The sequence below is a fragment of the Paenibacillus lactis genome (genome assembly GCF_017873605.1).
Lineage (GTDB): Bacteria > Bacillota > Bacilli > Paenibacillales > Paenibacillaceae > Paenibacillus_AQ > Paenibacillus_AQ lactis.
Window position 1 is genome coordinate 553187 of sequence record NZ_JAGGKI010000003.1, and the last position, 14382, is coordinate 567568.

General features: G+C 54.3%; 12 protein-coding genes. 3 read left to right on the top strand and 9 right to left on the bottom strand.

Features of this window, described 5'->3' with window-relative positions:
- Nucleotides 1-7: 7 nt before the first annotated feature.
- From J2Z18_RS08250 to J2Z18_RS08260, 3 genes are all read right to left on the bottom strand, one after another.
- On the bottom strand, nt 8-1777 hold the full coding sequence (locus tag J2Z18_RS08250) for a UbiD family decarboxylase (RefSeq protein WP_210094568.1): 1770 nt from the start codon (nt 1775-1777) through the stop codon (nt 8-10).
- A 108-nt stretch (nt 1778-1885) separates the two neighbouring features.
- A complete protein-coding gene (locus J2Z18_RS08255) occupies nt 1886-2860 on the bottom strand; it encodes a COX15/CtaA family protein (protein ID WP_007131979.1) in 975 nt (324 codons plus the stop codon).
- Nucleotides 2861-3075: 215 nt separating this feature from the next.
- Nucleotides 3076-3420, bottom strand: coding sequence for a thioredoxin family protein (locus tag J2Z18_RS08260; RefSeq protein WP_007131978.1), 345 nt, complete (start codon nt 3418-3420; stop codon nt 3076-3078).
- Between the two features lie 111 nt (nt 3421-3531).
- Here J2Z18_RS08260 and J2Z18_RS08265 point away from each other — a divergent pair, with 111 nt between their 5' ends.
- Nucleotides 3532-4950 carry a DUF2515 family protein gene (locus J2Z18_RS08265; RefSeq protein ID WP_007131977.1) on the top strand — a complete coding sequence of 473 codons (1419 nt, stop codon included), beginning with the start codon at nt 3532-3534 and terminating at the stop codon, nt 4948-4950.
- Between the two features lie 86 nt (nt 4951-5036).
- On the opposite strand, the gene J2Z18_RS08270 is transcribed toward J2Z18_RS08265, so the two are convergent.
- The 3 genes from J2Z18_RS08270 to J2Z18_RS08280 are packed head-to-tail and all read right to left on the bottom strand — an operon-like array spanning nt 5037 to nt 7950.
- On the bottom strand, nt 5037-6662 hold the full coding sequence (locus J2Z18_RS08270; RefSeq protein WP_210094569.1) for a putative polysaccharide biosynthesis protein: 1626 nt from the start codon (nt 6660-6662) through the stop codon (nt 5037-5039).
- Between the two features lie 54 nt (nt 6663-6716).
- Entirely contained in the window at nt 6717-7196 is a 480-nt protein-coding gene (locus tag J2Z18_RS08275) for a DUF456 domain-containing protein (protein WP_007131975.1), read from the bottom strand.
- A 7-nt stretch (nt 7197-7203) separates the two neighbouring features.
- Nucleotides 7204-7950, bottom strand: coding sequence for a Cof-type HAD-IIB family hydrolase (locus J2Z18_RS08280; protein ID WP_007131974.1), 747 nt, complete (start codon nt 7948-7950; stop codon nt 7204-7206).
- 167 nt (nt 7951-8117) lie between these two features.
- Between J2Z18_RS08280 and J2Z18_RS08285 the strand changes: the two genes are divergently transcribed.
- Nucleotides 8118-8582: an SRPBCC family protein gene (locus J2Z18_RS08285; protein WP_007131973.1), complete on the top strand. Its 465-nt coding sequence runs from the start codon at nt 8118-8120 to the stop codon at nt 8580-8582.
- A 148-nt stretch (nt 8583-8730) separates the two neighbouring features.
- Here the strand turns inward: J2Z18_RS08285 and J2Z18_RS08290 are convergent, their stop codons facing one another.
- The 3 genes from J2Z18_RS08290 to J2Z18_RS08300 all read right to left on the bottom strand — a co-directional run bounded on the left by J2Z18_RS08290 (nt 8731) and on the right by J2Z18_RS08300 (nt 12636).
- Entirely contained in the window at nt 8731-10776 is a 2046-nt protein-coding gene (locus J2Z18_RS08290) for a peptidoglycan D,D-transpeptidase FtsI family protein (RefSeq protein WP_007131972.1), read from the bottom strand.
- Between the two features lie 140 nt (nt 10777-10916).
- Complete coding sequence (locus J2Z18_RS08295; protein WP_085978421.1) at nt 10917-12062, bottom strand: transglutaminase domain-containing protein; 1146 nt, start codon at nt 12060-12062, stop codon at nt 10917-10919.
- A 127-nt stretch (nt 12063-12189) separates the two neighbouring features.
- Nucleotides 12190-12636, bottom strand: coding sequence for a hypothetical protein (locus J2Z18_RS08300; protein WP_007131970.1), 447 nt, complete (start codon nt 12634-12636; stop codon nt 12190-12192).
- A gap of 175 nt (nt 12637-12811) precedes the next feature.
- On the opposite strand from J2Z18_RS08300, the gene J2Z18_RS08305 reads away from it, so the two are divergent.
- On the top strand, nt 12812-13981 hold the full coding sequence (locus tag J2Z18_RS08305; protein WP_007131969.1) for an MFS transporter: 1170 nt from the start codon (nt 12812-12814) through the stop codon (nt 13979-13981).
- The last annotated feature ends 401 nt before the right edge of the window (nt 13982-14382 follow it).

Genomic DNA, 14382 nt, shown 5'->3' on the forward strand with positions numbered 1-14382 from the left:
GGACTGGTCATTTGCCGAAATATTCGTTCCAGCGGGCATCCACCGTCTTTACGATATCCTCCCGCGGGAACAGCTCATCCGGGTATCCGGGCTTCATGCGGGCATCAATGACCAGCGGAAGCTTGTACGACAGATGATGATGCTCGATCTCGCTGGCGGCGAAGATATCCGTTGCGGGATTAAAGCGGGTAAATACCGTCCACAAGAACGATGTTTGCGTGGCGGACGTCGACTTGGCATCATCCACGACGATCACCAGCGGCCATTTCGTGCTGCGGGCATGCATGAACTCCATGACGCGCTGGGCCAGCCCAGGTTCTTTCTCATAGGATGCCCCGGATACGACAAGGCAACCGCCGCAATATGCGACCGCCTGGGAAATTCCCGGAATATCCCCTTCATCGTAGCTTCGCGGAAGCTCGCGGATCGGCTCCCCGATCCCCATCAGCACGGCCTTGCTGCCGTGATTCAGCTTCTGCCCCGTATAATCCAGCGTATCATGCGAGGTTTTATTAAATATGAATAAATCCGTTGCCGGATTAAATCGTTCCAGCACCGCTTCTAGCGTCTCGTTGAAATCCGACAGGTCCAGCGGCCGGTTCGTCAGCATCAGCATTTTGGTGAGCGACAGCTGACCCTCGCCCAGAATCCGGAACGCGGAGACGAGCGCCTCGCGGGAATAGCTCTCCCGAACGACCGCTGCCGTCAGTGCATGGAACCCGGTTTCCGCATAGGTCCATAGCGAGCGGACCGACGGCATCACCATCGGGAAGGCCGGGGACAGCAGGCGCTGCAAAAACTCGCCCAGGTAGTAGTCCTCTTGCCGCGGCTTTCCGACGATCGTTGCCGGATAAATAGCGTCCTTGCGGTGCCACATATTCTTCACATGAAGCACCGGGAAGTCATGCGCAAGGGAATAATAGCCGTAGTGATCGCCGAAAGGACCCTCCAGGCGGCGTTCATGCGGCGGCACGATTCCGCTGATCGCGAATTCCGCCTCTGCCGGAATGCGGTGTCCGCCAAGCGGGTTGTCTGTCATCGGCAGCTTGCCGCCCATGATCAGCGAAGCCATCAGCAGCTCCGGCAGATGCTCCGGCACCGGTGCGATAGCGGAGGCAATCAGCGCAGGCGGGCCGCCGACGAAGACGGACACCGGCAGCGGCTGATTCTGCTGCTCTGCCTCGAAGTAGTGAAAGCCGCCTCCCTTATGAATCTGCCAATGGATTCCGGTGGTCGAGTCATCATAAATTTGAATCCGGTACATGCCCAGATTATGATCCTTCGGCTTCGATGGGCTCTCGGTATAGACGAGCGGCAGCGTGATGAACGGTCCGCCGTCCTCCTGCCAGCTGGTCAACCGCGGTAGCTGCTTGAGCGGATTCTCCGTCACCTTGACGCCCATCACCGGCGCTTCTTGCTGAGGCACGGATTTCATCCCTACCTTTAAAATATCCTTAAACAGCCCGCGTTCATTCCACAGCGCGGAAAACGTAGGCGGCAGCAGCTTATCGGTTGCCCCGATGATCGATTTCATCAGCTGCTCCGGGCGCGGACCGAATGCCATGTCGACCCGGCGCGCGGTTCCGAACAGATTCGTTGCCACTGGAAAAGGCGTCCCTTTCACATTGGTAAACAGCAGGGCAGGTCCTCCCTCTTCGATCACGCGCCGGTGAATTTCAGCCAGCTCCAGATACGGATCCACCGGTGCTTCAATGACAGCAAGATCATTTTCCTTGCGAAGCGTTTCAAGCCATTGGCGTAGATTCTGGTAAATCAAGTGCTCCACTCCTTCGGGTACAACAAAGTCCTCGAGCATGTTTCGCTTCGGGGACTTCGCCTGCACAAATATTAAAATGTTCCATGTTGCATACTGTAGTGACGGGAATTAGCCGATCTTCTCCCCGCGCAGCTCCAATTCGCCCTGCTGCTCGACCGGTGCCAATTCTCTTAGCTGCCATACCCTCACGCTCAAATAACTGAGCACGCCGAACAGCGCAGAGATCAGAAGGGTATGACCAAGCGCGGAGAATACATAGACTTCGTCATTGTGCATCGTGGCCATAATGATGGCGCCGCTGAAAATCTGCAGCAAGCACAGCACCGTTGCCGAAACTCCGAGCATCTGAATTTCGCGGTTGTCCCGGTTTCGCCAATAAGCGAAATGTCCCATTACGGCTACTACGATGAGCAGCAGAAGAGCCGCCACCCGGTGCATGAAGGCAATGCCCACGCCGCCGCCGAGCTCCGGAATCACTTCCCCGTTGCAGAGCGGCCAGCCGGAGCACCCCTCTCTCGAGTCGGTGTGGCTTACGAATGCTCCGATATATACCACGATATACGTATAAATCGTCGCCCCCCAGACGAGTCGGCGAAAACCATTGCTGACCCGGGGCAGCCGCTCCGATCCAAGCGGCATCTTCGCCTTCTCTACCCTCCGCATGCCCAGCGCAAGCATAACCGAGCTAGCGAATGCGATGAGCGAGAAGCCGAAATGCAGCGCCATCACGGCCGCCGACTGAGGCTTGACGACTGCGAGCGCTCCCATAATCGCTTGTACAATCACGAACACCGATGTCATGACCACATAAGCCATCAGATCCTTGCGGTCACGCTTGTATCTCCAAAATGCGATCAGGGAAGCCAGGGCGGCCAAGCCGGCCATCCCGCTGACAGCGCGGTGCGAGTATTCGATCAAGGAGGAGACGGTGTAAGCGGGAATAAACTTTCCGTTACACAGCGGCCACTCTTGTCCACAGCCAAGCCCGGAGTCGGTCTTGGTAACGACCATGCCCCCGAAGGTGGCGAAGAACATGACTGCGCATGTTATGTAACTCAGCCATTTTAATTGTTTATCATTCACTAATCTCACCTGCTGCCTATATTCTTAACAATCCGCCATCAATAGCGGATTCCTTATTGCAGTCTAAATTTCATTATACCTGATTATGCCGCGACGGTCACTTTAACGATTGTGACAAAATGTTCAAAATTAGGAGAAGCTTATTGCCAAAAACAACACCGCCGCCAAGGGATCATCCATAGGCGACGGTGCGTTGTGCATCATTCCCGTTATGCTCACTTATGAATCGTTTCGTACACATCCACCGCACGCTGCAGGAAATCTTCGATTTCCTCGCGGGATTTGCGGAATTTGTTGACGAAGCGGACAAGTTCCCGTCCGTCGGCATAGGCGACGAAGCTAGGGATACCGAGGATGTTCTGCTGCTGGCTTACATCGCCGACAGCATCGACGTCAACTTCTACCAGGGTCAGCTGGTTCGAGAATTTCTGCTCAACATCCGGCATGAATGGATCGATAAACTTGCAATCACCGCACCAGTCTGCTTTGAATACTGCGACAGTCAAGCGCGGAGACTGGATAGCAACCTGAAATTCGGCTTCCGAAGTGATTTTGTCCATGGATGATCTCCCCTTTTCGTCGAAATGGTTCAACTTTAGTGAATCAAAATGTGGAGTGGAAGTCAAATATTCGTGACATACTGACAATACCAAGATAGAGCAATCGCCAAGATGACCAAGCGACTAACGGCAGGTGAGAACGGGATGCAGCAAGGCGAAAAAGACAAACAGGCGTGGTCCGGATCCATACGCAGATGGGTGTCCACATTGGCGGAAGCCGCAGTCGAAGCCTTGACTGGACGGGTGACCTCCTGGGAAATATCCTCCAAGCTCCGGGATGGCCGGAAGGACTGGAGCTGGGAGGCGGTCGCAGCGCGAAGCCTCCGGTCCGAGCTAAAGCGTATCGCCCGCAGGCAGCACAAGGAAATAAAAATGAACGCGAGCCCACCCGCCATGAGCTTGCCCTTTATTCGGGCCGTGAATTCCGTAGACGGATTTAATGCCAGGGAACAAGAAATAGTGGAATCCATTCAAAGCACCGTCATGGATGCCAATCGGAGCAACATCTCGCGCACGCAGGCCTACCTTAGCTGCTATGAAGCCTTTCCGGAGCTGCATTGGGCCTTTCTTGCCCATATGGTCTCCCGAAATGCCGGCTGGAACATGAGCGACCTGCAAGGAGGCTTGCTGTCGGATCTAACGAATTCCGAATTTCAAGTGAATCTGTACCGTTTTCTAGAACGATGCAACGCCTTGATCTTTCAGGACGCCTACCCCCAGCTGCTGCTGTACATGCACAGCCGGAAGCTGGGCGAGCCGCTGTTTCATCTCCTGCCATGCTTTCATGTCTCGGCCTTCATGCTTCCCTTCTGGCAGCATTTCTGGCGGGAACCCGATCACGGCGCTATGCTCGCCGTTGCCCTCATCCTAAATGAACAGAATTACATTGAAGGCCGGGTTGCCCAGGACCCGTATTTTCGGTCCCGGGTTCTGAAGCATCCGTATTTTCGTTTGCATGAGCTCGCGAGATTCAATCAAATTTTGTTTCCCCTTGGGCAAGAAGAAGCCCTTACCAGGGGCGTAGCCCCTTCCGCTGCAGGCAATAAGCTCCCGCTTCGGCCGCTTGCGGGGCTCACCCTTCCCAAATTCGACAGCCTGACGGCTCGGATCAAAGCAGGTAAATCGCTCTACGGGCTGCTCTTCGGATACGAGGAGGTGCACCGTCGTGCGCTCGCTTTCGCCCGGTCCACCCCGCACCGGGGATCGCGCTCCGAATACTGGCCGGCGCTTTTCACCGCGGACAAGCAGGCGGCCATTAACAACGGCAAGGAAAGCAGCGTGCTGTTGGAATCCGAGTGGCTCCCTTCAGGGAAACGCCTGTACAGCCCCGAGCTGGAATCCGTGTGGCAGGATACGCCCTCCGGCCCGATCCCGCGGTATGATTGGTATCGCAGCTCCGCCAAGCTTCGGCTATTCCGTGAACCGGTCCGGCCGCTGCTGTTCGATATGACCCACGCGCACCGGGCCCAGCTGGAGAAGACGGCCATGGCCCACGATGTCGCTCATGAGAACCAACCAAAGCATGGATAGTTGAAAAAAGGACTGCTCTCGATCCCTTGGATCAGAACAGTCCTTCTGCAAATACATTTTCCACTATCGATTATATAGACGCAAAGTTATCCCCGCTCACGCATCCGTGAAGGCGCCAGTCTCATCAGAGGGCGGAATACCTTCTGGAGTGGACGCGGATAATTGCCTAGCTCGGACTGGCGAATGACGCCGAACACGACAAGCAGCACGAGATAAATCACAACGACGGCAATTCCGACGATGATGCATGTTAACAGGAATGCCAATCGTGCCGGGATCACCTCAACCAGTTGAATGCCCGCTTGGTTCAACCCGTAGCCGATTCCCGCTGCCGCTACGACGGTGCACAGGAATCCCAGCCAGCGGCTTCCCAATATCGAGAACGATACAATCGATTTAATCGACCGGATGTTAAGCAGCGTGATGACCAGGAAGCACAGCGCCGTACTTCCAATGATGCCGTAGATGCCGAACAAGGGAGCCAGAAGGAAGCTGGCCGCCAGCTTGACGGCAACGCCGATCATCACGTGAATCATGGACAGCTTGGCCTTTCCGATGCCGAGCAAGATCGAGTTCGTCGTCATCATGGTAATCTGGAAAATGGTGCCGAAAGTCAGAAATGCAATGATTCCGCTGCCGCCCAGCGAGCTGAACAAGAGACCGTTCACCGAGTAAGCCGCTACTCCCAGCGCGATGACCACCGGCATGCCGGTCAAAATCCCGATCCGCATGGCAAGCGTGACTTGCCGCTCCAGATGCTCTTGATCACGTCTGGCAAACGCCGCCGATATGATCGGAATCAGCGATGTGCTGAGGGCAATGGCCAGGATCGGCGGGATGCCCGCAACGCTCTGCGCCCGTGTGCCCAATACGGCGAGCGCCTCGGTCGCCTGCGCCGCTCCGATCTCGCCCGTCAGGAGCGGCTTGACGATGGAGCCGTCAATGAAGTTGACCGCCGGGACCGCCAGAGAGGACAACACGATCGGAATCGATAACTTGAAAATATCCTTGTAGATGCCGCCGAGCGGAATCGAACGGTCTGCCGGGGGCAGCTTCTGCTCCCGGTCACTGCGCCGGAGCTTCGCGGCGAAATACAGCATGACCGCGAAGGCGCCGATGCTGCCGAGCACGCCGCCGAAGGAGGCCCCAGCCGCTACCCAAGTATCGTCATACCCCAACCGCAGCAGCACATAGGCTAGACCGATAGCAGTCAGCACTCTTGCAATCTGCTCCACGATTTGGGAAATCCCGCCGGCCGACATATTGTTGCGGCCCTGGAAATACCCCCGCATCATGGCGATAGCGGGGAACAGCAGCAGCGCCGGAGCCAGCGCCTGAATGGCCGCGGCCGATTCCGGCACCTCCGCGACATGGGTCGCGTAATACGGCGCTCCGAAATACAGCAGCAGCGTCATGACAACGCCAGCCGCTCCGGCGAAGATCAGCGCCGCTTGGTATACGCGCTGAGCCTCGGCCGGCTTATTCAGCGCATGCCGCTCGGAAACCATTTTACTGAGCGTGCTCGGAATACCGGCCGTAGCGACGGTCAGCAGCATCAAATACACATTGTTGGCAATCGTGAAGGAAGCATCCCCCACATCGTTTAGCATGTGCTCCAGCGGCACCCGCTGCACAAGTCCCAGCACGCGGGCGACCAGCGCCGCCACGGCCAGGATAATCGTGCCTTTTATGAATGATTCCTTCTTAGACAATTCCTTACCTTCTTTCTCCTCCAATAGCGCTTGTTAAGCACCCCTCGCGCCTGCTTAAAACACCCAAACGATAAACACAATGATCATCGCAAGCTGCAATACGACCTTCACCACGATGCTGCTGAACAAGCCGAGCACCGAACCGAGTCCGACCTTCATCGACTTGCCCGCTCCCGAGCCCGCCAGCAGCTCCCCGATAAAGGCGCCGATAAACGGGCCGATGATCAGACCGAATGCCGGAATGACGAACGGGCCGATGATCAGGCCGATCGTGCTCCCCCATATCGAGGCCTTCGAGCCGCCAAGCTTCTTCACGCCCCATGCGTTGACTGCATAATCGGCTATGAACAGCACGACCAAAATGATCGTCTGAATGGTCCAGAACCATGCGTCGTAATGGGCGAACGTAAAGAACCAGCCGTATACGAACAATGCCAAATAAATGGCGATAACCCCCGGCAAAATCGGGTAGATCGCGCCGGCCATCCCGATGATGAACAGTGCGATCACAATAATCCAGCCTAATACGTCCATCCGTTAATCACCCTTCGATCAAAATATGATCCCTGATCACTTCCACAATCCCGTTCTCATTGTTGCTGGCCACGACAAGATCAGCCTCATCCTTCACCGTCTGCTGGGCATTGCCCATGGCGACGCCAAGCCCCGCTTGCTGGATGACGGCCAGATCGTTCAAGCTGTCGCCAACGGCCACAACCTGGGACATGTCAAGACCGAGCAGTTCGCATACCTGCTTGATCCCTGTCGCCTTGTTGACGCCCTGCGGATTGATCTCCAGATTCACCGGTGAGGAGTTGGTGATTTCCAGTCCCCCCATATCCTGAAGCTGCATCAGGATGCGATGGCGAACCTCATCGTCTTCCGACGTATAGCCGAATTTCAGCCACTCCTGATTCTCAACATCCTCGCACCAGCTCTCCCGGGTATACAATCTCTCTACAGAATACGCCCAGAACCAGGCTCCGGTTTCAACGGCAAGCTCATGCATCTCGGCAACGAGCTTGCTGTCCAGCAGAGAACGCCGATACAGCTCATACGGAGCACGCCACACCTCACTGCCATTGACCGTTACCATCGGGGTGGTCAGCTCTAACTGCTTCGCATACGGGTATGCATCCTGAAACGGCCGTCCGGTGGACAAGCAGACATGGATGCCTTGCCGAACCGCTTCCTTGATCCAACGGACGGTCTCCGGCGACACTTCATGATCGTCCTGAAGCAGCGTGCCATCCATATCTAAAGCCAGCAATCGGTACTTACGATTCATTGTTTAAGCCTCCTAATCTAGTCACACGATAAGCATAACGACATTTTACCACAAAAGGTACGGGCTCAAAACCGAACGCTCGGACAAATGAGCAAGGGATAAGAAGTCAAGTCCGCGATAATGTGCTAACCTATTGGAAACTCTAAACTGAATAAGGAGCGTGTCCCATGAAATCACCCCAGAGTTCCGCTGTTGCCGTTCAAGCCGAAATGCTGATCCGCAAACCGGTTTCCGAGGTCTTTGAGGCCTTTGTCGATCCTGATATCACGACCAAGTTCTGGTTCACCCGATCCACCGGCAAGCTGGAAGCCGGTAAAGAAATTCGTTGGGACTGGGAAATGTACGGCGTATCCGATACGATCCTCGTCAAAGAGCTGGAGACCGACCGCCGGATTGTTATCCAATCGTCGGACGGCACGACGACGGAATGGGAGTTCGTGCCTCGAAGCGAGGGCGGCACCTTCGTGACGATTATCCATACCGGATTCGAAGGGACGGATGCTGACGTTACCCGCCAGGCCATCGATTCGATGGGAGGATATACGATGGTGCTCTGCGAGTTGAAGGCGCTGCTTGAATTCGGCATCGTCTTGAATCTCGTTGCAGATAAGGCACCGGATGCCCACGTATAGCTATATCTATAAGTTGAACCAATCAACGGAAGTTAGTTCAAATACGTAAAATGTTATACAACTGCCGGTTGATTTCAATTCCCTTGATAAACAGAAAGAAGGCAGCCAAGCCCTTATAGCTTGAAAGCTGCCTTCTTTTTCGTTATGCCTATTCTCCGTTGCCTTCCTGCTCATCCTTGTTCTTCGGATGCGGCGTGCCGTCGAGGCCGTAGATTTCATCGTATGCATCGAAGATCTTACGTGCCACCGGAGCCGCACTTTGGGAACCGAAGCCGCCTTCCGGAATGACGACGGCAACCGCCAGCTTCGGATTTTGCCGAGGAGCGAAGGCGATAAACACACCGTTGTCAACGCGGATGCGCTGTCCGTTCTTGTAGATATCCTGCTCGGACGTACCGGTTTTGCGGGCAAAATCATACGGGAAATCTTCAAACGCCCGAAGATTCTGGGTATTCATCCCCTGAATCACTTCATTCCAGTACTGCTGCGGAAAATCGACGTGATTCAGCTCTTCACGTCCGTACTTCTTGACTACCTTGCCGTTCTGGTCCACGATTTTGCTGGCAAGCTGAGGTTTAATCCTTGTGCCTTGATTTGCAAGCATGGTGGCATATTGCGCTAATTGAAGCGTCGTATACTTCCCGGACTGTCCGAAGGAAGCGTAAGCCATCGCTGCCAGATAACTGCCCGCCTGCTCGATGTTCGTATACTCGATAATGCCTTTATGCTCGTTCGGCAGCCCGGATTCGGTGGATACGCCCAGCCCGAATTCCTTCATGTATTCGTCCCACTTTTCGACGGCTTTGGAGCCGTACTTGTTGAACAGCTTCTCCCCGACCCAGTCGACCATGAAGGCGTTGGAGGATTTCTCAAGAGCTTTTCGCGCATTGATTGATCCGTTTGCCTTTCGGCCGGAGTTGTAGACCCTCGAATTATCTTTACCGAAGTACGCCGCCCCTTGGTCCGGATAGTAATCGTTCGGGCCGAATAAATGCTCATTCAGTCCGATCAATACGCTCAGCGGCTTGATCGTGGAGCCGAGCAGGACGGTCGATTCCAGATTGTTGCCTGAACGTCCCGAGCTGTATGGCCATATGGTTCCGTTACGGTAATGACTCATGACCGAATCCCAGTCATCCGTTCCGGTCTCCCATACATTCGGATCGTAATCCGGAATGCTGGCCATGGCTACAACATTCCCCGTATCAACTTCCATGGCCACTGCATATCCTGTTTGGGCCTCAGGATGGGTCCTCCCCGAAACAGCATTAGTGTGAAGCCATTTCAGCTGGTCGACAATCGCCTGCTGCGCGGCGAGCTGAATGTCTTTATGGATGGTCGAGTGGATATTATAGCCTTTTTGCGGCGGGACCATGGTCGGCACGCCGTTGGCCATATTTTGCGGGCTGATCGGAATATTGATATAGCCGTTCTTGCCGCGCAGCTCATCTTGAAACATCATTTCAAGCCCGTCGACACCGACCTTCTCCTGCTCCGAATAGATCAGACCCGGGTCCTTCTGGGTTTTGTTCTTCTGATCAATGGCTTTGTACTTATCCAAATCCTTCTGACCTTTAAACTCCCTTAAATACCCGATCGTCTGTACCGCAATTCGGTCCTCGCTGTACTTTCGCTCGCTTTCCTCCACGATCTCGACGCCGGGATACTGGGATTTATGCTCCATGAAATAGGCGACTTCCTTCGAGGACAGGTTGGCTTTAATTCGCCGAGGTTCGTACCCCGGCTGCTTGTTAAAGTTCAGATCCATCGCTTTGATGACATCTTCCACGGTCATCTTCTCGGCTTTGGGATCGCCGTACCGGTTGAAGACATCCACCATCTCTTGCGCCAGCTTCTCGATTTCCGGCCGGTTCTTCTTACCGCGGTCGGAGTTGCTGTAATCTTTCATCAGCGTAAGATACAGCGCCTGGGAAGGCGTTGAGTAGGCTATCGGCGTGCCCGATGCATCAAGGATGCTTCCACGGATCGGCTGAAGCGGGAAGTTTTTGATCTGACCCCCGGTTTCCATTTCCTTCAGCTCAGGCCCTTCCACGAATTGAAGAATCGCCAAACGTATAATGATGACACAGAAAATAATAAACGTGCTAAAAAAGAACAGGTTGACTCGCAGATTAAACTGACTGCCGGCATCTCCCTCATCTTGTTTGCGTTTATCCGGCCTAAACCCTCTCACGTATGCTTCTCCCCTTTTATGCACATTACCTAAACCTATATTATCACAAAAAGCCTCCCCACTTCATCCCGATGACAATGGTCGGACTCACAAAGGGCGAACCCCCTTGGCCCTGGGTCCGCCCCTTGTTCGATTCGCTATTAAAATACCCTCTCTTTAATATGCGTTTCATTGAATCGCGGAGGGTTAAACCAGTCCCCGCTCTGGGCCCATGTCGGATCCAGCGGAACCCACTTTTTCTCCTCGCTCAAGTACACTTCGTTCCAGGCATGCGGCCCATAGCCGCCCTGGCCGTTATAGCCGCGCCCGGTTACGACGCGCACATCCAAATCCTGTGAGCGCGCCATCATCGCATACAGCCGGGCGTAATCAATGCAGACGCCAAGCCGGGTATCGTACGTATCCTGCGGCGTCTGCTCTTTCCAAATCCTCTGCTCTTCATAGAGCCGAACCTTCTCATGATCGTAGGATATCCGGCTGCCGACCCAATCATAAAGCTTGCGGGCCTTCTCTTTATCGGTCGAAGCCCCCTTGACCACATGCGCCGCTGTCTGCTCGATCCCCTCCGGAATCCGGTGGTCGATCACCTCGTATTTCCGCTCCATGATGCCGCTTAGTTCATCTTGAACCGACTGGGCGAAGACCGGCAGCTGTTCCCGTACCAGCGATCCCGACAACGGCTCGAGAACAGCCCTTGCTCCCTGCGAATAGATTGGGGAAGCCTCGACATAACGGCTGAATCCATGATCCGGATTGAGGCTGACCCACACGAACAGCACAGCAATGACAAGCATGCTGCGTGCAGCACCAATCAGCACCCCGATGCCGGTGCCGGCCAGCCGGCTCGGCAACGATGCGGATGTTTCCCTCCCGGATCGGAACAAGCTTCCCCCGCCGAAAATCAGTGAGATCAGCAGCCGCAGCATAAATACGATCAATCCGTAACTAATCATAAACAGGACCGCAAATCTTAGGAGCGGAAAATCAGCCAGCGATTTCACCGCCGTATAATACACCTGCTCCCAGAACCGCAATTCCCGGTCCGGTAAAGCGGAGATCGCGCCTAACCATTCCCCGGCCTTTGGCGACAGCCACAACGTAAACGGGATGGATATCACCAGACCTCCGATCCGGAGAAGGGCATCCCCCAGAAAAGAAACAAGCTTCCCGGCTGAACGGGACGCTCCTCGTCTCCAACCCTGTATCATGGAGAAGGCCACAATCAGCAGCAGCAAAACGGTAATTCCGTTTCCGTCACGCACACTATCGATCCATGCGGACATCACACGGCATTCCCCCTCTCCCAATGATGTTGGTACAACCGGCCGCAGATGAGCTGGCAAGTTACTATTGCACATCGGATCTGCTTAACCGGGTCTGATTGCACCTTTATTTAGATAAAATGGTTGTTCGTTATTTGGAATCCGTATTGTTCTTGGCATCGTTGATAAAGCTGCGTATGGTGTCGTTCATGTCCCACTTTCCTACCGATACCCCGCGAAATGTTACCTCAACTTCATTGGAGCCTGCACTTCCCTTCAGCTCCAAGTTCGGGGCCGTAATGGAATAGGTCCCGTCTCCATTCGACGTATACTTTGCTTCCTTCGCTTCCTTGATCATCAAATTCAGCGCTTCGGTCTTGACGGTATCGATGGTTTCATCCTTTACCGTCGATACAACCTCCCCGATCTTGTCCAGCGATATTCCGCTATAGACCAATAGGCCTACAATGATCAGGACGGCGATCGCCCATTTGATGACCGTTCTCACCACATTCAAAACGACAAACAGAATAATTAACGCGATTGCGATAACGAGCCAGTTCTGCTTCAGAAACTCCATCCATACTTGCGTATCCATATCCTTCACTCCCGTCGCTAATAAAACGGCGGTTTGACGGCCGTCTTTTTAATTATACATGATTCCCAAGGATGCTGTCAGCCAACCGGGTCTTTTTACTAAGAGGTATAAGCCTGCCCCTTGGAGCGTACAAGTAGTATCATAACGATCTTTTGCCGGATAGGAGGGTGCCATATTGAAAACCGCTTTATGGCTATACATGTTTTTATTTCTGGCGTTTTTTGATTTGCACGCCCAATATCCCGTGCTCACGCCGTTCGCCATCTCGCTTGGGGCCGCTCCGGCCTTTATCGGCTGGATGATGGGCATATATGCCCTGACCCATCTGCCGGGCAATCTGATTGCCGGCGGCCTGATCGACCGGCACGGCAGCCGGCGCTACATTATTTTCAGCCTGACTGCGGCAGGCATCATTCTGCTGCTGCAGGCCCATGTCCAGCTTCCCTGGCAGCTGCTTGTGCTCCGCTCCATCAGCGGCTTTGTGCTGGCTTTCCTGTCACCTGCATGTCTTGCCCTGCTCGCATCCTTATCCAAAGATCCCGTGACGCAAGGCAAATACATGTCCGGGCACGGCCTTGTACACACCCTGGCTTCCGTTCTTTCGCCTGCAGCCGGAGCCTTTATCGTAGCGAACACCGGATTTTCGGGCACCTTTCAGAGCCTCGGCTGGCTTCTCATCTTTACGGGAATCATGGCTTTTCTTAGCCTCCCCAGGCAGGCAACAGAGACAGTCGGCAAGAAGGAAGCCAAAGCCCAGCCTAACCAGGGAACAACCCGGCTGCCCTTTAGCCTTCGGCTTTATCTGTTCCCGTTTGTCATCGCATGCTCCCAAGGCATATTGTTCTTTGAGATTCCGCTCCGTGACAGCGGGCAGGCAAGCATCATGTCAACCGGACTGCTCTTCTCCGTCATCAGCCTGGGGGCGCTTGTTACCCTGAGCATGCTTTTCCTGAACCGCTATCCCCCTCGGGCCCGGGTAGCAGCCGGCGTGTTTGGCCTTGCCATCAGCTTTTATTTGCTGGCCGCAGCTGATCATTTGCCGTTGACGGTTACTTTATTTGTATTAGGGTTGTCTAAAGGCCTGCTGTTCCCTGCCTTATCATCGCTATTTATTGAGCTGAGCGGGGGCACCCGGCTCGGGAGGGTATTCTCGCTGCAGTCCATCGCCATGTCGCTCGGTTCCTTTGTCGGCCCGATTGCAGCCGGGCAGCTGCGGACGATCGTATCGCCTTATTTTATTGCCTTTCTTATGCTGATGACCGTTCTCCTTCTGCTCCCGCATCAGAAACGTGTCGAGCCTTCGGCCACCTTGGCACCGGAGACGACACCGGTATCACCGCTCTGACAAACATCACGGATATGGGCTCCATAAACCGCATCAAGTGGGCCAATACACAATCCTATTGGGTAAATGGACATAGAATACAGTGTGGCAACTGACCACGGACATTTAACCAAGGGGTGAAAACGAATGAGTCATGTCCATCATAAACATTGTCATGCACCGGCCTATGGAAATTCGGTAGGAATGATTCTGGTTCTGTATATTCTTCTCGTGATTATCCTGAGCAGCTGTTTCTACTAGAATACATGAGTTTTACTGAAGCGGTCTTCCTGCTGGAAGGCCGCATTTTTCTGTTTTGCATGAACGGCGGTAAACAAGCTACACTATATATACATCTTTCGACCAGAACGCCAACATTTCCCGGGGAATGCTGCCAAGCTACGCCGTATCATGACAGAGGT

What these genes read in the sequence shown, in the direction of transcription:
- J2Z18_RS08260 (WP_007131978.1), bottom strand. Translation starts at nt 3,420, where the DNA reads ATGGACAAAATCACTTCGGAAGCCGAATTTCAGGTTGCTATCCAGTCT.
- J2Z18_RS08265 (WP_007131977.1), top strand. Translation starts at nt 3,532, where the DNA reads ATGACCAAGCGACTAACGGCAGGTGAGAACGGGATGCAGCAAGGCGAA.
- J2Z18_RS08275 (WP_007131975.1), bottom strand. Translation starts at nt 7,196, where the DNA reads ATGGACGTATTAGGCTGGATTATTGTGATCGCACTGTTCATCATCGGG.
- J2Z18_RS08280 (WP_007131974.1), bottom strand. Translation starts at nt 7,950, where the DNA reads ATGAATCGTAAGTACCGATTGCTGGCTTTAGATATGGATGGCACGCTG.
- J2Z18_RS08285 (WP_007131973.1), top strand. Translation starts at nt 8,118, where the DNA reads ATGAAATCACCCCAGAGTTCCGCTGTTGCCGTTCAAGCCGAAATGCTG.
- J2Z18_RS08300 (WP_007131970.1), bottom strand. Translation starts at nt 12,636, where the DNA reads ATGGATACGCAAGTATGGATGGAGTTTCTGAAGCAGAACTGGCTCGTT.